Below are 18,837 nucleotides of genomic sequence, written 5' to 3' on the forward strand. Positions count from 1 at the left end.
ATTTTCAATGCGACGCAACAGAAGATAAATAGCAGTAACGCCGCCCGTTACACAAAATCAGAAATGAAAAAAATGATGCAACAGCTTCTTTGTTTTATTTTCACTACCACCATTTTCTTCCTTGTCTTTTCGTCGGAGCGCTTTAATAAACTTCCATTCTTTAAAACGCAAGAGCCGCTCCAGTCCGCTTTTATTTTCCTCAAAAAACTGTTTGGTTTCTTCGGGCTCATAATGGTCGGCAGGATCGTAGAGCATGGCCGTGCACATACAATTCTTACGCTCCTTGCTCATGAGGATATCATAGTTCACACAACTTTTGCAGCCCGCCCAAAACTCTTCATCCTGCGTGAGCTCACTGTAGGTGACGGGTTCATATCCCAAATCAGAATTGATTTTCATTACTGCAAGACCGGTTGTTAAACCAAAAATCTTTGCTTCAGGAAACAACTGACGGCTGAGCTGAAATATTTTTTCTTTGATTTTTTTTGCAACGCCGCTTTTACGGTAAGCGGGAGAAACAATTAATCCGCTGTTGGCCACAAAAGCACCGTGACTCCATGTTTCAATATAACAAAAGCCAATCCACGTACCGTCGTTCAAATGCGCAATTACCGCTTTGCCTTCATTCATTTTTTCGGCAATGTATTGCGGACTGCGTTTGGCAATGCCTGTGCCACGTGCTTTGGCACTTTCTTCCATTTCGGTGGTGATGGTTTCGGAATAATGAATGTCGCCACTATGGGCTACACGTATAATAATTTCCTCGTTGTTCATGATTGTTCAAATGCTTATTGAAAAGCGGATAACCAATCCAGAAAAATTAAAGTCCGGGGGAAAGATTCACTGACAGGGGCCATGGTGAAGGGCTCGTCCTGTCAGAAACCACGTCGGGGTCGGGGAGAGAAAACAAAAATCACAGCATTATTGCTGTTACAGTTGCCATATGTGTTTGTGTTTGTCAACTCTTTTGTTTTGAATGAGGCGTAAAATTAAACAACTATTTAATTATTGATGTAATTTTTTTGTGAATGTTTAATGAACGGGTGTTAGGATAGGATGTAAGTGCGCTTTTGTAGATATGAAAGTTTATTGTTCCTCCTCCGGCTGCGTTACCTGTACACTCAAATCAAACGGCACTTTCATTTGAAAGCCGATGTTTTCGTCCAGCGAATCATCCAGTGTATCAATGCCGTAGCGGATCTTCTTTGTATCATCATATACTAATGTTCCGAACACACGGTCCCAAATAGAAAAGCTGTTGGCAAAGTTCATATCCGTCCAGGGACGTTTGTAATGATGATGAAACTTGTGCATATCCGGCGAAACGAAAACCAAACCAATTGTTCTGTCCAGCCATTTGGGCAATTGAATATTGGCATGATTAAAATAAGTGAACAAGGCCTGGAAGCTGCGGTGCATAAAGTACAAACCGGTGGGAACACCCATCAACACCACACCCAGAATGGTAAAACTTTCACGAATGATCCACTCGCCGGGATGATGGCGGGTGCCGGTACTCACATCCACATGTGTATCGCTGTGATGCACTACATGAAAACGCCATAGCGGTTTTACTTTATGCATGAGGTAATGCGGAATGTATTGAGCAAACAGATCCATAATGAAGAGGGTGAACAATACTTTTGCCCAGAGCGGAAAAGCCACCCAGTTCATTAACCCAAAATGATTGTCGGCTGTCCACGCTGCTGCAGCAACGGTAACAATGCCTAACAGCAGGTTTACAACAAACGATGTAAGCAAAAACACCAGGTTCACACCTGTATGTCTTAGTTTTTTATACCCCTTATCAAAAGCAAACAAAGGAATGATGTATTCAATCAACCAGAAAAAAACAAGCGGTATTAAAACGGTAACGAGCCGTTGTGCAGGCGTAACATTGTTCCAGAATTCAACAAAACGTTCCAGCATAAAGCAATCATTTTAGAGGAGGAAAGTTACGGAGAAGGACGATGATAGTAATTAGGCTGTTGAATCTTCTTTTTCTGCAGGGGCATCAAACTCAAACCCGCAATCAAAACAGTGATAGACTCTGTGCGGCGCCATTGCAAAATCACCTAAGACAAACGTAGTCAAAGCGCTCAGCCAATTGCCTGCTTTGCGATTGGTGACGATGTATTCCACATTCAAAGAGTTACAATTAGGGCAGGGAGTAGCTTTTTGTTCTTTGTTTTTCATGATGCGCAACAGATCCGCAGCCCGTTCTACCTGTGATTCATGCACCATCAATTTGATGCCGCCGATAGCGTTGGTAAGAATCGGGTCAATAGTTACCGTGTTTTCATCCTTGAGCCAGCAGTTGATGCCTTCTTCTTCCAGATGCATCTGGCAGAGATGGGCATCCATGTAATTAGTGAATGTGGTGAGGATTTGATAACTCATAGAATGAATTTATTAAAATTTCATTGAATCGTATTTGAATTTCTGTTCTGTATGGAACCAAAAAAAATCCCGCCAATACAGGCGGGATCATATATCTCAGTTAGTATTGGTACCTTTTTATTGATTCAGCATCAACGGCATTACCAGCATGAGCACATCCTCACCTTCATTCTGCTCAGTCGGTTTAATTAAGCCGGCTTTGGTAGGCGTACTCAATTCCATTTTTACTTCGTCTGTTTCCACAGCGCTCAGCATTTCTACCAGGAACTTAGCGTTAAAGGCAATCTGCATATCCTCACCATCATAAGAACACTTCATACGCTCGTTTCCTTCAAAGCTGAAGTCTACATCCTGAGCGGCCATTTGCAACTGGCTTCCGCTGATGCTCAGTACCACCTGGTTGGTGCTCTTGTTACTGAACACACTCACACGGCGGAGTGCTCCCTGGAAATCATTACGGCCCACTACCATGCTGTAAGGATTATCAGCCGGTATTACCACTTTATAATCAGGGAAGCGTGCATCAATCAAACGACACACCAGTTCTGTAGTACCATGCACCACAAATAAATGATTGCTGTTGTAAGAGAGTGTAATCTCATCCGCATTATCAGGCAGCGCTGTTTTTAATAAGTTCAATGGTTTTTTGGGAACGATGAAATTTTCTGCTTTAGGGCAACTCACATCAGTACGCTTATATCGTACCAAACGATGTGCATCGGTAGCTACAAACGTCAACCCCTTTTTATCCAGTTCAAAATAAACACCCGTCATTGCAGGACGCAGATCATCATTGCTCACCGCAAATAATGTTTTGTTGATGGCATGTACCAATACACTTGAAGTAGTAGTGAAACTGGTTGCATCATCTGCCACCGGTTCTTTGGGGAAGTTATCAGGATTTTCACCCATTACTTTATACTTACCGCTGTCGCTGGTAATTTCAATACCAAAGTTTTTATCAATATTAAAAGTAAGCGGCTGATCAGGAAGATTTTTTAAGGTATCCATCAGGATGCGTGCAGGAATACAAACACGGCCGCTATCTTTCGCTTCAATATCCATATGGATCTTCATTACCGTTTCCAGGTCAGTTGCTACTACGGTAAGTTTGTTCTTATTGATTTCAAACAAAAAATCTTCCAGGATGGGAAGCACTGTGTTGGCATTGATAACACCGTTGATCTGCTGCAGTTGTTTCAATAAAGCTGAGGAGGAAACAATAAACTTCATGTGTTTATTTTTTATTTTATATTATGGTCACATCGTATGCCCGTAAATATTTTCAGTTTTAAATAATTGCTTACGGGCATTTCATGGTTCTGTATTGATTTGTGTTGGAAGATAATTAAAAATGACTTCTAACCCGTGCAAGATAAGGGTTAAATTATCAACTTCCTGCACACTGCAGCAATGAAAATGCCGTACATTAGTCGCTCACAATTTGCAGCTATGCTCAATAAGCTTTTTGGCTGGGGAAAAAAGAAAGCAGCGCCGGAGGCAGTAACACCTTCCATCCGCTTTGGCCGCTACAGCGATAACAATAAAACGGTGGAAAAAACCCGGTACTGGACTGATGCAGATAACCTCTTTAAAGAAAAGAAATACCAGGAAAGCATTCTCACCTTTTTCAACTACCTGCGGGATGATGCCCTGCAAAATGTAACTGCTGTGCGTAAAGGCGATGCATTGGAATTTGAATTTTACCAGGGTAGCAAAGTGGTACGGGGTCGTTGTGATGCGGCTTCTTTACATGCAGAAGTTACGCTGGCCCGTATGCCGCAGGCTGCCGTGCCGGTAATGCGTCGTTTACTGGAACAGAATTTTAATTTGTACTACAGCCGCTATGCACTGCATAACGATACACTTTGTATGCGGTTTGATTCCGATATTGAAAGTGCCAACCCCAACAAACTGTACTACTCATTTAAAGAACTGGCTACCAGGGCCGATAAACAGGATGATTTGCTGGTGCAGGATTTTACAAGTTTACAGCCCGTCGATACCGCACATATTGAAACGATTCCTGATTCTGAAAAAGAAATCAAATACAAATACCTGCAGCAGTGGATTCATGAAACAATGACATTGATTGAACCGTTGGATGCAGAAAAATTCAATGGTGGTATTGCACACCTGCTGCTCAATCTTGCTTACCGTATTGATTACCTGATTGTGCCGGAAGGCAGATTGTTGTATGACCTCGAAGATCTTGTTGCCAAATACTTTGCAAAAGATGAAAAACCTGTGCCTGAAAAAAACAAGGCCATGATGGCGGCTTTTAAACAAATAGCGGCTAAAACAAGAGAAGAAGTGTTTCCTTTCCTCTTCCGCAGCAAACACACTTTTGCTATTACCATGCCGCAAACGCAAAAAACAATTGCTGATACGATTTATGGCGCCAATCAGAATATGTTCTGGTACCGGGATAATCAATACCCTGTAATTGCCCAACAGGTAAGTGAATACGGGCTTGCGTATTGCCAGTATAATTTCAGTTTGCCAAAACCGGTTACAGAGTTGTATCATATTCTGATGCAGGTTTGTTACAGTGATTTTTTTAAAGAACTCGGCTTTAGTGGAATATTGTACAACAGCAGCAGCAACAGTTTTGAAAAAGAATTGATTGAAGAACAGATCCGCCGCATCATCAGTGATTGGAATAACAAATACCCGCAGCTGGCATTTAAAACGGAAAATCTGAAATATGATAGTCTGCTGAGTTTTACACACAGCTTTACATCAGAAGTAGAATTTGTAAATACGGAAGCACGATAAGCTATGACGAACAAAGACATTATTGATCAATATCAAACCGCCATTATACAGATTGCCACACAAGGCGGTACGGGTACCGGTTTTTATTTAAGAGATTATGATCTCATCGTTACCAACAACCATGTGGTAGATGGCTATGCAGAAGTAACGATTGCCGGCAAGCAGTTTGATAAAACCTTAAGTCGTGTGTGGTACACAGACCGGAAACATGATCTTGCTTTTTTGCAACCACCAGCTTCTCATGAAACAGCTGATATCAAACTCGGCACTTATGATCAGTTGAAAGATGGCGATGCCGTGATTGCCATCGGTCATCCGTTTGGTTTGAATTATACGGCTACGCAAGGTGTGGTTTCAAAAGTAGATCGTGTAAGAGATGGTTTGAAATTCATTCAGATAGATGCGGCCATCAACCCCGGTAACAGCGGCGGGCCATTGGTAAACATGAACGGTGAAGTAGTGGGTGTCAACACCTTCATCATTCGTGGTGGTGATAATTTAGGCTTCGCCTTACCTGAAAGCTACCTGCGTACCGCCCTGGATATTTACAAACCACATAAAGGTGTGCCCGGTGCACGCTGTGCCAGTTGTGAATTCCTGGTATTACCGGAAAACTTAGACAGCGGCAAGTATTGTCCTTCTTGCGGCAGCGAAATACAGTTACCTGAATTACCCAAGGAAGAATATGAACCCGTAGGCGCTGCTAAAACCATTGAAACGATTTTAAAACAGTTAGGCAAGGATGTACGGCTGGCCCGTGAAGGTGTAAACATCTGGAGTGTGAAAGAAGGAAGTGCCAAGATTGTGATCCGTTACAACCCGGAGAATTATTTTGTTGCTGCCGATGCATATCTGTGCCGTCTGCCCAAAGAAGCAAACTATATCAAATCCTTATATGAATTTCTGCTGCGGGAAAACTACAACAGTAACGGATTGGTGCTGAGCTGTGTAAAAGAGAACATCATCTTAAGTATGATTGTTTATGATTTAGATCTTACACCCGATGCCGGAGTGAACAGCTTCAAACATTTATTTCAGAAAGCAGATGCCTATGATGATCTGTTGAAGCATGAGTATCATTGTTTGGAGCGGGTGGAGGAGTAGAATAACGAATCCTTTTGACCATGAACTCATTTGTATTGTTCAACTAATACTTCCAACTTCTTCTCTAAGTCTTCTGCTAAAAGTCCCCCATGATAACAAATCAACGTTTCAGGTTTGAGCGATTTTATGAATGCTACTGATTGCACCGCCTTTGGCAGGTCTAACGTAAACTGTGGGTTGGCAATATTCAACGCATCGTTTTCAACCACTACGGCATCGCAGGCAATGACTGTTTGCTGAGCAGGAATATAAAACGACACATGACCTTTGGTATGACCCGGCGTTGCAATCACCTGGAGTTCACCTTCTATCCATTCGCCATCTGTAAACGTTCCGTCAGGTTGTATGCGTTTGATCTGCTGCAGCTTTTGTATAAACTGCCGGGCCCATGGCAAATGTTCCGGAGGCAAAACCGCTAAAGAACGTTCTGCCTGCTCCAGTCGCTCTGATTTGATGGCACCGGAAACAGATGCTTCTTCCACATCGCTGCAATACACCAACAAGCGGGGGTGTTGTGCTTTGAGTAATGCAACTGCGCCGAGGTGATCAATATCGTCATGAGAAATGAGTAATGCATACAAATCGCTTACAGCAAGCCCCAACTGTTGCAGTTGCTGTACCAGTTCATCGTAAGTTTCTTCATACCCGCAATCAATAAGATAATGTCTGCCATTGATAGTTAACAGGACAGGATGCAAAATCACCTGCATTCCGTTGAGTTCTTTTTCAATACGAAGTAGATGAATGTTCATAACAGATGCTTCCCTGCAAAAGTATTGATAGATGTTTGCCGTTTTCTATTCGTTGGCTTTTTTAATATCCAGTAATTCTTCTTTTGTAAACCCATTCAACGCTAATACTGAAAGAATGTATTCTGTTTTCCGTTGGTTGTAAATGTTTCTCGTCATACCCGGTTCATTTGCCAACTCCTTTTTTAATTGTACATATCGAGTTGCCAATTCAGGTTGCTGCAACAATGTGTTTTTGAACAGGAGATGATTTTTCAAAGCCAGGCTTCCGTAAAAACATACATACAAATGATGTTCCTGCCATCTTTTATTCAAACCGGTAGCCGGAGTAAACGCATTGGTTTGTGCAAAAGCAAAACGTTCCGCTATGCCCTGTTCACCTTTGCTCCTATAGCCTGCCTGTTCCAAACGGGTTGAAACAGTAGTAAGAAATTCCTTTTGATGCAGAATGATATCAATATCCAGGATGGGCTTTGCATACATGCCGGGTATAGAAGTGCTGCCCACATGCTCAATGGTGAGCGGCAAACCTATGAGCAACTGCAAAAGTGCTTGTTGAAGTTGTTCAAAATTTGTTTTCCACTGCGGGTTGTAGGGTTCAAGCAATAAGAACATAGATGAAACCTGCGTTTATACTGATTGTCCGAAGGTGAGTAAATTATGATCCGGGTCCAGTAATGAAAATTCTTTTTGCCCCCAGGGTCTTACCTGCAATGGGTCGTTGGGATGAATAGCTACACCGTTTTTTAAAAAGGTTTCATACAAGGTTTCAACATCATTGGTACGAATATATACCTGCCCATAGTTTTCCAACGGGTTCAAATCTTTGAACAGGAAAAAATGAATTTCAATATCATCTTTTGCCAACATTAAGTAGGCTTCATAATCAATCCGCCCGATATCCGTAAACCCTAACTGATTGATATAGTAATGACGGGTTGCGATTTTATCACGCATGGGGAGTTTGGGGTGAATGGCGGTGAGCATAGAAAACTAATTTTAAAGTGTAACATTTAAAGAGCAAACCTTAAAATACAGCAACAACTGTATAATGAAAAACCCGTTTACCACTCCTGTATAATAAAGCCAACCTGTTCATCTTTTATTGCAAACTCCCTCGCACCCCAGGGTCTTAAGGTTACTGCTTTCAGATTCGGGTGCAGATACTCAGGATGGGTTTGCGAAACCTTTTCATAAACTTCCTGAATATTTTTTGTCACCAGCCTGAACTCAGGGTAATGCTCCTTTGCAAGCGCTGCATTTTGAAAAAGATTGATTCGTAATCCGTCTTTTTCTAAAACACAAAAAGGATTGTCAGCATTTATCTCGCTGTATGTGATTCTAAAGTTTAGACAGTCAACGAGGAATTTTAATCCGTCGCTTATATCCACATAAAAAATATTGGGAACTAATTTTTCGAACGTCATAGCTTACTTTTTATGTTTTCCGGTTCAGTGCGCTTTATTAAAGTTACACCTCCCCATACAATCCACGCCACCAATCCAAAAACAAAAACCCGAAACCCATACAAATTAACAAACACAAATCCCGAAATCAACATCACCACCGCAGCCACTATAAGTACAATACCAAAATAGCCCAACCATACTGATATTTTTTTTGTTTTTACCATTTCAATACTCCACAGCAATACACTAATGCAAAACATACCGATCAGAATGTAATCAAATGCATGATTGAGCGACATACCATACTTCAATATAGGCTTGAGTGTTTCAATCATTGCCGCATCAGCATCTGCAAAGCGGTTGATAAAAATGGGCAGGGTTAACCCGTTAATGGCTGCTGCCAGCATTCCTGCGGTTAAACCAAACATGGAAAATGCCATGGCCAGTTTTGATAAAAGCTTTTCATGGCCAAGACTTTGATACAATCCTTTAAACCCAACATAACAAACAGGCATAGCAATAATGGCAATAGCATGGCTGATGACAATCATGGTTGTTGCTTTTAATAAATGTTCAAAGCTGCCGCCTGCAGGGTGCAGCACCATTGTAACTGTTAACAGGAATGAGCCGGTAAGTAATGCAATGCCGGCATTTTTTGAAGTAAACATTGTGGGGGATTTTATACCGCAAACCTATTCTTCAGTTTGTTTGCAATACTTGATTGAAATCAAGAAATGAGTTTGCGGCGCACACGGCTGAGCGTTTCAGGTGTCATATTCAGAAACGAAGCGATTGTTTTTGCAGGAAAGACTTGAATGTACTGAGGCTTTTCATTCAGCAGCTTTTCATATTTCTCTTCAGGTGAAAGACGGTTGTTTTGATAAGCAAGGTTCTCATGCCCGGCTTCCATCAGTTTCGCTAACTGAAAAAAAGCGGGTGATATTTGTATGAGTTCATGTAAATCCTTTACAGAAAAATAAAACAACTCTCCTTCTTCAACCGCAACTAATGAATACGCTGTTGGTTTTTGAGAGGTAAAGCTTTTTATCTCCAGCATCCATTCGTTTTGAGCAAAGAGATTGATCGTGTTTTCCTGTTCATCAACCAGTTTTACAGCACCCTTGTTAATAAAATAAAGCGTGTTGCACACCTGGCCGCTCCGGAGAAGTAACTCATTTTTTACCATCGCTTTTACATGCAGCCTGGTTTTGAGCAGCTCCAAATGCTCGGGTAAAAAATGCGCATATTGCTGCAGTACTGTTTCTAAATTCCTGACCATATTATGACATCAAATGTAACCCGACCTCGTAAATAACAACTACTTTTGCACCGCAAAATTCAATCGAATGAAACTTTCCTATCTCTCCGAAACATTAGTGGGTTCAGAAATTGTAAAGCTGGGCAACCAGATTAAAGAACGCATCCGCAACGGGGAGCGTATTTATAATTTCACTATCGGAGATTTTGACAGTGCTGTATTTCCCATTCCGCAGCAACTGGAAAAAGAAATCATTGAAGCTTACCGGCAACGGTATACCACTTATCCAGCGGCTGAAGGGATCCTGGAATTACGCAAAAGTGTAGCTGCGTTTATTAAAGAGCGGGAAGGATTGGAGTATGGTGTGAATGAAATTCAGATTGCCAGTGGTGGCCGTCCGCTCATTTACTCCATCTTTCGTGCTATTGTTGATAAGGGTGATAAAGTGGTGTATGCAGTGCCCAGCTGGAACAACAATCACTATGTGCACTTTACCGAAGCCCAGCATATTGTGGTGGAAGCAACACCTGAAAATAATTTCATGCCGAGAGCAGAGGATTTAAAGCCTTTGATCAAAGGTGCTTCCTTGCTTTGCTTGTGTACGCCGCAAAACCCAACAGGAACCATGCTCACTAAAGAAGAGCTGGAAAAGATCTGTGACTTAATCATAGAAGAAAACAAAAGCCGTGCACCGCATGAAAAGAAACTGTTCCTCCTGTTTGACCAGATGTACTGGACCTTAACCTTTGGCAACAATGAACATTACAACCCGGTAACACTGCGTCCTGAACTGAAAGAAGTAACCGTGTTCGTGGATGGCATCAGTAAAGTATTTGCAGCTACGGGTGTTCGTGTAGGATGGAGTTTAGGACCCGAAACGATTATCGCTAAAGTAAAAGCGATTCTTTCACATGTAGGTGCATGGGCGCCCATGGCTGAGCAGGTGGCTACAGCTAAATACCTGTTGCAGAAAGAAGCAATTGATTCTTATCTTATAGATTTCAAGAAAGCCATTCATTACCGTCTAACTGAAATTGCAAAAGGTTTCCAACAATTAAAAAGCGAAGGATTTTCGGTGGATGTAATTGAGCCACAGGGCGCTATTTATCTCACGATTAAAATTGATGTGGCGGGTAAGAAAAAAGCAGATGGTACTTTGCTGGAAACACAGGCGGATGTAACACAGTATTTATTAGATGAAGCCAAGCTGGCCATTGTTCCGTTTTATGCATTTGGCGCTGTAAAAAATTCTCCCTGGTATCGTTTGAGTGTTGGTACCTGCAGAGAGGAGGAGATTCCTGAATTTTTGGGCAAGCTGAAAGAGGCTTTGGGCAAGTTGAGCTAAGAGGTAAAAGAGAAAAGAAGTTAGCTTTATAATTAAGCTCTTCTCATTTAGTGCATGTGAGCCTATAATTAATTTTAACAGGCGCATTATTCAAACTTATCGCTTTTGCATCTTAGTAATTTCGTTTTGCTATGCGTAAGTTTTTCCTTTTCTCCTCTACTTTTTTGATTTCGGCCCTGATTGCAGGAGTCTATGGAATAATTCATGATCAAATTACCTATACGATATCTCCTGAATATTTTACCCGGTTCAAATACATACAATTCAATGCGAACCCTGAAATGTTTGGTGGTAACAGAGTAACTGTTGGTATTATCGGTTTTCTTGCAAGCTGGTGGATGGGTGCAATAACAGGTTTAGTGGTTGGTGGGGCCGGTTTATTTTTAAAAGATCACATCTTAATGAAAAAAGTGATTATACAATCACTATGTATCGTGTTTGTTGTAACTTTTAGCTTTGCATGGCTTGGATTGTTCGTAAGTAAATTTTATTTAATTCAAACAGGTGTTGATTGGTGGCTGCCCGAGAATCTACAGAATAAAAGCAATTTTGTTATAGCCGGGACTATTCATAATTTCAGTTATGCAGGTGGAGTAATTGGGTTGTTGATAAGTCTTATTTATTTCATGAAAAAACAATTTGATACTAAAATAAACAAGCAAGCCTCTGATCAAAATGAACATTGAAACCATTCGTGATTATTGTTTAAACAAAGTGGGCGCTGAAGAAACGCTGCCCTTCGGTCCGGATGTGCTGGTATATAAAGTCAACAACAAAGCATTCTTATTGCTGCCGTTAGACGCAGATACACTTCGTTTCAATGTAAAATGTGATCCTGAGCTGGCGTTGGAGTTAAGGGAACAATATGAGGCCGTTCAGCCGGGTTATCATATGAACAAAAAACACTGGAACACCATTTTTGTAGACGGCAGTATTCCTTCAGCGCTTGTTAAAGAATGGATTGATCATTCGTATGAACTGGTGAAGGGAAAAAAGAAACGATAAAATTTGTTTCCTAGTTTAAATGTTGCTGAATGATGTACTGCAGTTTATTTGCCGGCACCACCCCGGATTGACGCCACAGAATTTTTCCTTCTTTGAAAAGTATTAATGTTGGTACACCCTGTATGCCGTAATGCATGGCTACAGAAGGATTTTTATCTACATCTATTTTGATAATAGTAGCACTATCGCCCACCTGTGATTTGAGTTCTTCCAGTACAGGTTTCATCATTTTACAGGGGCCGCACCATTCTGCAAAAAAATCAACCAGGGTAGGTTTGTTGCTGTTGATCAGTTGAGAAAAAGAGGAAGCCATAGCTGTTTCACTTTTGTACAAAGTTCAATATTTGCAGCATGGTTAAATGTGACAAAAGTCATGCACAATTCTGAACTTTCTTAACTTGCCTCCATGCATATCCAAAGCAAACTGCCCAACGTAGGCACTACCATCTTTACTGTAATGAGCGCCCTGGCCACCGAGCATAAAGCCATCAACCTGGGGCAGGGTTTTCCGGATTACCCCATGAGTGAAGAACTCATTGCCAAAGTGAACGAGGCCATGCGTCGTGGTAACAATCAATATGCACCCATGCCCGGCTTGGTAGCTTTGAGAGAAAGCATTGCAGAAAAGGTTTCTTTTCTCTACAACAATACTATCAATCCTGATACTGAAATCACCATTACACCCGGCGGCACTTATGCAATTTATACCGCTCTCACTACCATTCTGCAACCGGGTGACGAAGTCATCATCTTTGAACCTGCATACGACAGTTATATTCCCAACATTGAAATCAATGGCGCCAAAGCAGTACCGCTGCCATTAACCTATCCTGATTATAAAATTGATTGGGACCTCGTGCAGCAAACCATCAATCACAAAACAAAAGCCATCCTCATCAACTCGCCACACAACCCAACAGGAAGTGTCATTGATAAACAGGATATTGAAGAGTTGAAAAAGATTACAGCCGGTACCAACATCTTTATCATCAGCGATGAAGTGTATGAACATCTCATCTTTGATGAACTGCAGCATGAAAGCATGTTAAAATATCCTGAGCTGCTGGAACGGAGTTTTGTGTGTTTCTCCTTTGGTAAAACCTATCACTGCACCGGCTGGAAGTTAGGTTATTGCATAGCACCGGCTACGTTGATGAAAGAGTACCGAAAAGTACACCAGTTCAATGCGTTTACCTGTTTTACACCGGCTCAGGTGGCATTGGCCGAATATTTGAAAGATAAAGACGCTTATTTATCATTACCCCGATTTATGCAACAGAAGCGTGATTATTTTATTGAGCTGATGAAGAATACCAAGTTTGATTTACTTACTACACATGGCAGCTATTTTGTATGTGCCAGTTACGGCCGCATCAGCGATGAAAGTGATAAAGACTTAGCCATCCGTTTAACCAAAGAAGCGGGTGTAGCCACCATTCCTGTATCAGCCTTTTATCATAACGGGAAAGATGATAAAGTGGTACGCTTCTGTTTCAGCAAGCAGAGCAGAACATTGCAACAGGCAGTGGAACGGTTGATGAAGTTGTAGAAACCTCACCCTCCTTCTCCCTCTCCAAAGGATGAGGGAGCGGTGCAGCATTACAAATACTATCAACTTAACTACCACACCAACTATTGATTTCTACTCAACGCTTTTAAAGAACTTCACTATTAAAAATTAGCTCAAATAAGTTAGGGCTGTGATATGGTGGCCTTCTCTTTGGGAGAAGGTCGGGATGAGGCTTGGGCTTAGCGAAGCCCCCCCCTTGGGGGTAACCGAGGAACGAAGGTTACGAACGTGGTTCATGGAGGGGCTGCCTCTTACTCTTCAAATACTTTTCATACACCACTTCTTCCATCGTCTTTCCTTTTACTTTACTCTCCGCCCAGCTGATGATATCTAAATAAGCAAAGGCCCTTGTTTCGTGACGGCTTTTTTCAAGGTGTTTGATATCATCGAGCAATTTGTTCAATGCTTTATTGATCTTGTCCGGGCTTTCATCAAAACTGTTCTTCAGAAATTTCAGCAATGCCACTTCTGCCTTGGTAAAGTTTTTCATCTTTTCCATGAAGCGCTGTACACTTTTGCTCAATGAATCCAGTATCTCATAATTACCCAGTTCATAATGACTAAGCAAATGAATCAAACGGGCATAACACTGCAGATCAATCCGCAGCTCCACCGGTCCGTTCATGATGCGGTGTACATAATCAATGGCTTTATCATAATTACCGCTGCCGAAATACAGCAATGCAATTTTATAGTTGAACACAAGAATGCGGTGACTATCTACAAACAAACTGTATTCACTCAGCTTGGCTTCTATCTCCGGCACCATCTTTAATCCTTCTTTAAACGTACCGCTCATTAAATGCCCGTTGATGCGTGCCGTGTTAATATAGATAGAAGTATGTATACGGAAGTTGTCATTCTTCTGTGCTTCCGGTGTAGCTTCATATGTTTCAAATTCTTTCAGCACTTCTTCATGTGCTTTAAAGTTGCGCAAATCAAAATGCGAATTCAACAAGGCCTGCATGCCTTTGATGTAATGCCCCGTTTCAATCTGTATGAGATACGGATTGGCACGATAGAGATTCACCCACTTTTGTGCATAACGGTAGTACATTAAAAAATCCTGGCGAATGAACGCATACCAGCAATAACTCTGGTAATAGTACAACTCTTCATAAAAACCATTGAGCTGCGATACATCTTTGGGAAGGTAATCTTTGAAGAAGGTTTTGATATCTTTTTCATCTTCTTCATCTCTTGAGTGACCATTGATCACATACCAGCGGTAGAGCAGCAACGCAAGATTGCTCAACCTTGTAACACGGTCAATATGCTGACTGATCTGCAATGCCTCCTGCGCCATCTGCTCGGTTTTATCCGTGCTGCTGCGGGTAATGTGGAGCGTTTCTATTTTCTTTTCCAGCGAAATCAGTTGCACCAGTGTATTGAACTTCTGATTGGCTCTTGCCTGTTCCTTTGCTTTTTCAATAATGCGGAGCGCCTGTTGTTTCAATCCTTTGTTGTACAGAATACGGGCATTGTCTAAGTGTTCACTCAGCTGCAGATCCACATTGTCAGTTGTTTTTAAAAGACGTAACGCTGCCAGTAGTTCTTTGTAAAGGTGGGTTTTAAGGTTGGCCAGTTTGGTTTTGCTGTTATCGCTGATTTTTTTGAGCAGCACCGCTTCGTCGTATTCCTGCATTTTATCCAGGGCATCAAACAGCTGCACCACTTTCAGGTCTTCCTTGCCGCTGCTGCGTTTAATGTAGAGTTTAAAATGCCGCTTCTCGGCTTTTTCCAGCGAGTGAACCAATTGAAAAAGGGCGTCTGTAAATCGGTTGGCCATAAAATTGTTTTGGTCTCAAATCCTTTACCGGTAAGGGTTTCAGCAAACGGGCGGAGTTTTGCCGTCATAAAACCCCCTGGTTTTTTGTTTTTGGCAAAATTCCATCCGCTCTACTTTTACGCAGGATTCGGGAAATTGATTTTTATATGGCAGGCAATCGTTAAGGCAAGAAATCAGTTACGGCCTCGAATCGAAAGCACGAATTTACAGAACTATTTTTTTATATGGCAAGCAATCGTTACGGTCGGCTGTTTCTACAGCGGACCGTTTTTCTTTTTAGGCAAGGAGGCTGAAGGAGGAAATGCATTTTTTGGGACGAGCTGATGATATTTCATGGCGGCGGTTTTGCGTCGCACACTTCAACGTTCTGTTTCCATAGCAGCATTTCAGGTGCAGCACTGTCTTTAAAGTGCCTATCGTTTTCAACGTCCTGACACAAGTTGCAGTTTTACTTTTTATTCTTCCTGCTTCATGTATTTGTAAAAACCAATCAGCACCAGCACACATACAGCAATCATACTCAATGCCAGTGTTACCAGTAAACCGGTTATGAGAATTTCTGTAACACCTGTTCCTTCTTTGCCGCCGGCAATGGGCAGCATTTTTCCTTCGCCGGTAGCGGCTGCAAGAATGATGGCCACAAGGTTTGCAAACGTGCCATAAAATGCCAACCTGAAACTGAGTGTGAGCAGTTTTGTCCCAAGCAAGAGTTTATTCCACACCAAACCCAGTAACATTAAAAACATACCGTTCATGACTCCCTCGAGATGAGCTGATAATCCCATGCGAGGGTTTTTAAAAAACGGAATAATCAGTCCGGTAATTAATCCCAGGAGAAATAAAAGCAATCCCAGAAATATCAATTGTTTGGATTGCCGGTTTTGTGTGTGGTTGTTCATGTGTGATGGTTTTGTAAAAGATTTATCCCTTATCCACTTTCAAAATTGTTTGTAACAATACATTCGCTCCGTTTTCCATATCCGTTGCAGTAGAAAATTCTTTAGGCGAGTGACTGATGCCGCCAATGCTGGGAATAAAAATCATAGCTGATGGTGCAATGTCTGCCATGTGCTGTGAATCATGCCCTGCACCACTTTGCATCAACTTTGTACTGAAGCCCAATTCTTTTGCAGTTGTATTAATGAGCTGTTGAAGTTTTTTATCCGTTAATGCCGGCTTTGATTCATTGGGCTGTCGTTCAAAACTGATTTTTGTTTTCGACTCCTGTGCTATCACCGCAGCACGCTTTTCTATTTCTTTAAATAGCATTTCAATTTTTTCCGCATTCAAATCCCGGATTTCCAAACCTACTGTTACTTTTCCGGGAATCACATTATAAGCACCGGGTTGTACATTAATTTTTCCAACAGTGCCCACCTGGCTGCCCTGTACACTGTTGATGACTTCATTAACAGCAATGATGAACCTGGATGCCGCCAGCAATGCATCCTGCCGCATGTTCATAGGTGTAGCGCCGGCATGATTGGCAAATCCTTCAATCAATACTTCCCAATGCACAATGCCTACAATTCCTTCCACCACACCAATCTGTATTTTTTCACGTTCTAAAATACCGCCCTGTTCAATGTGCAGTTCCAGCCAGGCATGCACATCTCCTTTTCTGCGCAAACAGGAAGCAATGTTCTCCGGATCACCACCAAGTGCTTTAATCCCTTCAGCATGGGTGAGACCGCTCTGGCTTTTTTGTTGCAGTCCATCTTTCGTTAATCCTTCCGTCATGGCTTTGCTGCCAATGGTGCCGCCTTCTTCATTGGCAAAAATGATGAGCTCCAGCGGATGTTCAGTAATGAATTTGTTTTCGTTGAGAATCTCCATTACTTCGAGTGCCGCAATGGAGCCGAGTGTACCATCATAGTTGCCCCCATCGGGCACCATATCAATATGCGAACCAAAGCTGATGGGTTTGAGTGTATTATTTTTTCCGTTTCGTCTTCCGATGATATTACCGGCTGTATCAATCGTGGGATTCAATCCTGCTTTTTTCATCAGCTCCATAAACCAGGCACGACCTTCTATATCACCTTTGGTATACGCCACACGGTAGCCACGGCCTTTTTCATCCACACCAAATTTGGCAAGTTCAAAAATGCGGCGTTCCATACGTTTACCATTTACAGTAAGTTGATTGCTGCTGAACGGATTGTTTGATTGAGTGTTCGTAAAGCCCAAGGCTGTAACACCGGCTATTGACAAGGTGGATGTTTTGAGAAACGCTCTTCTGTGCATAGAATGGATTGAGCTATAAAGATGGATTTATTTTTTGATTAAATAGAGCGTGGAATTTTGAATCGTTATTTTCTTACTTTATTCTTTGGATGCTTGTACGTATTATGAACCGCATAAATTATTACTTCTTCTTCAATTATCTCATAAACTATCACAAATGGAAATTTATCAAGTTTTACATCTCTTAAAATTTTTTGAGGATCTTCACTTATATAACCATAATGAGTGGGGTTGTGTGCAATTGTTTCATAACAGGATTGCAATAGATCAAGAAAACGTTCACCAAGGCCTTTTTGCTTTTTTTCGTAATACCAATATGCATCCAATGTATCCTGATGCGCTTCTTCTTTTACAATAACTGTAAAAGCCATTTTACTTAGATTGATTGCGAATGAGATTGATGGATTCTTCAGCTGTATAAGACTTGCTCGTGCCGTTGAGGTGGTTGAGGCGGCGTTGATGAAATTCTTCTATTTCTTCTTTTGAATAACTCCAGTTTATTTCTTCTTCCAGCAGGGTATAGATCGCCTGTAATTTATTCTCATCAGCAGTTTCAATATACTGATGCAGTTTTTCTTTTATGGAAAGTGGCGCTGCCATGGAATGTGTTTGTATAAAGTTAGTTTTTATTGGTGTATTTGTTTGTTTTATGATCCTTTTTCAGTTCCAATACCCGGAACAGGAAGTGGGTAGGCTACTCCTTCCTGGGACGCAATGTTCTATTCAGGAGGTATTCCTGCAAATAAAAGATGTACAGCATTCGTTCCTTACATTTTAGTTGCCGTTTGCTCCGTTGGTAAGCCCGCTTCTTTCCAGGCTTTTAAACCGCCATCCATATGCGCCACCTGCTCATAACCCATTTCTTTAAGTGTTACCGCTGCCAGTGCGGAACGGCCACCGGAGGCACAGTGTAATATAATTCTCCTGCTTTTATCAAACTCCGGTTTGTGATAAGGCATGGAAGCATCCGCATAAAACTCCAGCATGCCCCGGGAAGCGTGGAGTGAGTGGGCAATTTTTCCGTTTTGTTTCAGCTCCTCTGCGTCACGAATGTCTACCAGGAGCACATTCCCTTTTGATAATTCTTCCACTACCTGTTGCGGTGTAAGATTTTCAATTTGCTGTTTGGCTTCTTTTACAAGCTCAGCTGCAGACTTTGCCATAGTATTCCGTTTTTGTTGGT

23 protein-coding genes are annotated in these 18,837 nt (G+C 41.7%); 6 read left to right on the forward strand and 17 right to left on the reverse strand.

Features of this window, described 5'->3' with window-relative positions; all coding sequences use genetic code 11:
* Window positions 1-57: 57 nt before the first annotated feature.
* From PDL71_RS01405 to dnaN, 4 genes are all read right to left on the reverse strand, one after another.
* A complete protein-coding gene (locus PDL71_RS01405) occupies window positions 58-774 on the reverse strand; it encodes a GNAT family N-acetyltransferase (RefSeq protein ID WP_407524401.1) in 717 nt (238 codons plus the stop codon).
* A gap of 312 nt (window positions 775-1,086) precedes the next feature.
* Entirely contained in the window at window positions 1,087-1,929 is an 843-nt protein-coding gene (locus PDL71_RS01410) for a sterol desaturase family protein (RefSeq protein ID WP_407524403.1), read from the reverse strand.
* 51 nt (window positions 1,930-1,980) lie between these two features.
* Window positions 1,981-2,400: a DUF2007 domain-containing protein gene (locus tag PDL71_RS01415; protein ID WP_407524405.1), complete on the reverse strand. Its 420-nt coding sequence runs from the start codon at window positions 2,398-2,400 to the stop codon at window positions 1,981-1,983.
* A 117-nt stretch (window positions 2,401-2,517) separates the two neighbouring features.
* Complete coding sequence (dnaN, locus tag PDL71_RS01420) at window positions 2,518-3,633, reverse strand: DNA polymerase III subunit beta (protein WP_407524407.1); 1,116 nt, start codon at window positions 3,631-3,633, stop codon at window positions 2,518-2,520.
* A 219-nt stretch (window positions 3,634-3,852) separates the two neighbouring features.
* Here dnaN and PDL71_RS01425 point away from each other — a divergent pair, with 219 nt between their 5' ends.
* On the forward strand, window positions 3,853-5,178 hold the full coding sequence (locus PDL71_RS01425; RefSeq protein ID WP_407524409.1) for a hypothetical protein: 1,326 nt from the start codon (window positions 3,853-3,855) through the stop codon (window positions 5,176-5,178).
* Between the two features lie 3 nt (window positions 5,179-5,181).
* Window positions 5,182-6,282, forward strand: a complete 1,101-nt coding sequence (locus tag PDL71_RS01430; RefSeq protein ID WP_407524411.1) for a trypsin-like peptidase domain-containing protein — start codon at window positions 5,182-5,184, stop codon at window positions 6,280-6,282.
* 26 nt (window positions 6,283-6,308) lie between these two features.
* On the opposite strand, the gene PDL71_RS01435 is transcribed toward PDL71_RS01430, so the two are convergent.
* From PDL71_RS01435 to PDL71_RS01460, 6 genes are all read right to left on the reverse strand, one after another.
* Window positions 6,309-7,034, reverse strand: coding sequence for an MBL fold metallo-hydrolase (locus PDL71_RS01435; protein ID WP_407524413.1), 726 nt, complete (start codon window positions 7,032-7,034; stop codon window positions 6,309-6,311).
* 45 nt (window positions 7,035-7,079) lie between these two features.
* Window positions 7,080-7,577: a GrpB family protein gene (locus PDL71_RS01440; RefSeq protein ID WP_407524415.1), complete on the reverse strand. Its 498-nt coding sequence runs from the start codon at window positions 7,575-7,577 to the stop codon at window positions 7,080-7,082.
* Window positions 7,578-7,661: 84 nt separating this feature from the next.
* Window positions 7,662-8,018 (reverse strand): bleomycin resistance protein, encoded by a 357-nt coding sequence (locus tag PDL71_RS01445; protein ID WP_407524417.1) that lies wholly within the window; start codon window positions 8,016-8,018, stop codon window positions 7,662-7,664.
* A gap of 77 nt (window positions 8,019-8,095) precedes the next feature.
* Window positions 8,096-8,458, reverse strand: a complete 363-nt coding sequence (locus PDL71_RS01450) for a hypothetical protein (RefSeq protein ID WP_407524419.1) — start codon at window positions 8,456-8,458, stop codon at window positions 8,096-8,098.
* Window positions 8,455-9,108: a hypothetical protein gene (locus tag PDL71_RS01455; protein ID WP_407524421.1), complete on the reverse strand. Its 654-nt coding sequence runs from the start codon at window positions 9,106-9,108 to the stop codon at window positions 8,455-8,457. The genes PDL71_RS01450 and PDL71_RS01455 overlap by 4 nt, the downstream gene beginning before the upstream one ends.
* 59 nt (window positions 9,109-9,167) lie before the next feature.
* Window positions 9,168-9,719, reverse strand: a complete 552-nt coding sequence (locus PDL71_RS01460; RefSeq protein WP_407524422.1) for a Crp/Fnr family transcriptional regulator — start codon at window positions 9,717-9,719, stop codon at window positions 9,168-9,170.
* A 67-nt stretch (window positions 9,720-9,786) separates the two neighbouring features.
* Here PDL71_RS01460 and PDL71_RS01465 point away from each other — a divergent pair, with 67 nt between their 5' ends.
* The 3 genes from PDL71_RS01465 to PDL71_RS01475 all read left to right on the forward strand — a co-directional run bounded on the left by PDL71_RS01465 (window position 9,787) and on the right by PDL71_RS01475 (window position 12,048).
* Window positions 9,787-11,043: a pyridoxal phosphate-dependent aminotransferase gene (locus PDL71_RS01465; protein WP_407524424.1), complete on the forward strand. Its 1,257-nt coding sequence runs from the start codon at window positions 9,787-9,789 to the stop codon at window positions 11,041-11,043.
* A 131-nt stretch (window positions 11,044-11,174) separates the two neighbouring features.
* Window positions 11,175-11,729 (forward strand): hypothetical protein, encoded by a 555-nt coding sequence (locus tag PDL71_RS01470; protein ID WP_407524426.1) that lies wholly within the window; start codon window positions 11,175-11,177, stop codon window positions 11,727-11,729.
* Complete coding sequence (locus PDL71_RS01475) at window positions 11,719-12,048, forward strand: MmcQ/YjbR family DNA-binding protein (RefSeq protein WP_407524428.1); 330 nt, start codon at window positions 11,719-11,721, stop codon at window positions 12,046-12,048. The genes PDL71_RS01470 and PDL71_RS01475 overlap by 11 nt, the downstream gene beginning before the upstream one ends.
* Window positions 12,049-12,058: 10 nt before the next feature.
* Here the strand turns inward: PDL71_RS01475 and trxA are convergent, their stop codons facing one another.
* The gene (trxA, locus tag PDL71_RS01480) at window positions 12,059-12,382 is read right to left on the reverse strand and encodes a thioredoxin (protein WP_407524430.1); all 324 of its coding nucleotides are present in this window, start codon (window positions 12,380-12,382) and stop codon (window positions 12,059-12,061) included.
* A gap of 72 nt (window positions 12,383-12,454) precedes the next feature.
* Between trxA and PDL71_RS01485 the strand changes: the two genes are divergently transcribed.
* On the forward strand, window positions 12,455-13,597 hold the full coding sequence (locus PDL71_RS01485; protein WP_407524432.1) for a methionine aminotransferase: 1,143 nt from the start codon (window positions 12,455-12,457) through the stop codon (window positions 13,595-13,597).
* A gap of 241 nt (window positions 13,598-13,838) precedes the next feature.
* Here the strand turns inward: PDL71_RS01485 and PDL71_RS01490 are convergent, their stop codons facing one another.
* The 6 genes from PDL71_RS01490 to PDL71_RS01515 form a co-directional block, all read right to left on the reverse strand.
* On the reverse strand, window positions 13,839-15,407 hold the full coding sequence (locus tag PDL71_RS01490; protein WP_407524434.1) for a hypothetical protein: 1,569 nt from the start codon (window positions 15,405-15,407) through the stop codon (window positions 13,839-13,841).
* Between the two features lie 455 nt (window positions 15,408-15,862).
* Window positions 15,863-16,306 carry a hypothetical protein gene (locus tag PDL71_RS01495; RefSeq protein ID WP_407524436.1) on the reverse strand — a complete coding sequence of 148 codons (444 nt, stop codon included), beginning with the start codon at window positions 16,304-16,306 and terminating at the stop codon, window positions 15,863-15,865.
* 22 nt (window positions 16,307-16,328) lie between these two features.
* Window positions 16,329-17,654, reverse strand: a complete 1,326-nt coding sequence (locus PDL71_RS01500; RefSeq protein ID WP_407524438.1) for a Zn-dependent hydrolase — start codon at window positions 17,652-17,654, stop codon at window positions 16,329-16,331.
* A gap of 65 nt (window positions 17,655-17,719) precedes the next feature.
* Complete coding sequence (locus PDL71_RS01505) at window positions 17,720-18,025, reverse strand: type II toxin-antitoxin system RelE/ParE family toxin (protein ID WP_407524440.1); 306 nt, start codon at window positions 18,023-18,025, stop codon at window positions 17,720-17,722.
* A gap of 1 nt (window position 18,026) precedes the next feature.
* Window positions 18,027-18,254 carry a hypothetical protein gene (locus PDL71_RS01510; protein ID WP_407524442.1) on the reverse strand — a complete coding sequence of 76 codons (228 nt, stop codon included), beginning with the start codon at window positions 18,252-18,254 and terminating at the stop codon, window positions 18,027-18,029.
* A 167-nt stretch (window positions 18,255-18,421) separates the two neighbouring features.
* A complete protein-coding gene (locus PDL71_RS01515; protein WP_407524444.1) occupies window positions 18,422-18,817 on the reverse strand; it encodes a rhodanese-like domain-containing protein in 396 nt (131 codons plus the stop codon).
* Between the last annotated feature and the right edge of the window lie 20 nt (window positions 18,818-18,837).

The organism is Lacibacter sp. MH-610 (assembly GCF_045780045.1).
Taxonomy (GTDB): domain Bacteria; phylum Bacteroidota; class Bacteroidia; order Chitinophagales; family Chitinophagaceae; genus Lacibacter.

Excerpts from the sequence above, each read along its gene's own strand:
- PDL71_RS01485 (WP_407524432.1), top strand. The coding sequence starts at position 12,455 with ATGCATATCCAAAGCAAACTGCCCAACGTAGGCACTACCATCTTTACT.
- dnaN (WP_407524407.1), bottom strand. The coding sequence starts at position 3,633 with ATGAAGTTTATTGTTTCCTCCTCAGCTTTATTGAAACAACTGCAGCAG.
- PDL71_RS01430 (WP_407524411.1), top strand. The coding sequence starts at position 5,182 with ATGACGAACAAAGACATTATTGATCAATATCAAACCGCCATTATACAG.
- PDL71_RS01450 (WP_407524419.1), bottom strand. The coding sequence starts at position 8,458 with ATGACGTTCGAAAAATTAGTTCCCAATATTTTTTATGTGGATATAAGC.
- PDL71_RS01510 (WP_407524442.1), bottom strand. The coding sequence starts at position 18,254 with ATGGCAGCGCCACTTTCCATAAAAGAAAAACTGCATCAGTATATTGAA.
- PDL71_RS01445 (WP_407524417.1), bottom strand. The coding sequence starts at position 8,018 with ATGCTCACCGCCATTCACCCCAAACTCCCCATGCGTGATAAAATCGCA.
- PDL71_RS01470 (WP_407524426.1), top strand. The coding sequence starts at position 11,175 with ATGCGTAAGTTTTTCCTTTTCTCCTCTACTTTTTTGATTTCGGCCCTG.
- PDL71_RS01495 (WP_407524436.1), bottom strand. The coding sequence starts at position 16,306 with ATGAACAACCACACACAAAACCGGCAATCCAAACAATTGATATTTCTG.
- PDL71_RS01490 (WP_407524434.1), bottom strand. The coding sequence starts at position 15,407 with ATGGCCAACCGATTTACAGACGCCCTTTTTCAATTGGTTCACTCGCTG.
- PDL71_RS01515 (WP_407524444.1), bottom strand. The coding sequence starts at position 18,817 with ATGGCAAAGTCTGCAGCTGAGCTTGTAAAAGAAGCCAAACAGCAAATT.
- PDL71_RS01505 (WP_407524440.1), bottom strand. The coding sequence starts at position 18,025 with ATGGCTTTTACAGTTATTGTAAAAGAAGAAGCGCATCAGGATACATTG.
- PDL71_RS01425 (WP_407524409.1), top strand. The coding sequence starts at position 3,853 with ATGCTCAATAAGCTTTTTGGCTGGGGAAAAAAGAAAGCAGCGCCGGAG.
- PDL71_RS01415 (WP_407524405.1), bottom strand. The coding sequence starts at position 2,400 with ATGAGTTATCAAATCCTCACCACATTCACTAATTACATGGATGCCCAT.
- PDL71_RS01460 (WP_407524422.1), bottom strand. The coding sequence starts at position 9,719 with ATGGTCAGGAATTTAGAAACAGTACTGCAGCAATATGCGCATTTTTTA.
- PDL71_RS01455 (WP_407524421.1), bottom strand. The coding sequence starts at position 9,108 with ATGTTTACTTCAAAAAATGCCGGCATTGCATTACTTACCGGCTCATTC.
- PDL71_RS01500 (WP_407524438.1), bottom strand. The coding sequence starts at position 17,654 with ATGCACAGAAGAGCGTTTCTCAAAACATCCACCTTGTCAATAGCCGGT.
- PDL71_RS01435 (WP_407524413.1), bottom strand. The coding sequence starts at position 7,034 with ATGAACATTCATCTACTTCGTATTGAAAAAGAACTCAACGGAATGCAG.
- PDL71_RS01465 (WP_407524424.1), top strand. The coding sequence starts at position 9,787 with ATGAAACTTTCCTATCTCTCCGAAACATTAGTGGGTTCAGAAATTGTA.
- PDL71_RS01475 (WP_407524428.1), top strand. The coding sequence starts at position 11,719 with ATGAACATTGAAACCATTCGTGATTATTGTTTAAACAAAGTGGGCGCT.
- PDL71_RS01405 (WP_407524401.1), bottom strand. The coding sequence starts at position 774 with ATGAACAACGAGGAAATTATTATACGTGTAGCCCATAGTGGCGACATT.
- PDL71_RS01410 (WP_407524403.1), bottom strand. The coding sequence starts at position 1,929 with ATGCTGGAACGTTTTGTTGAATTCTGGAACAATGTTACGCCTGCACAA.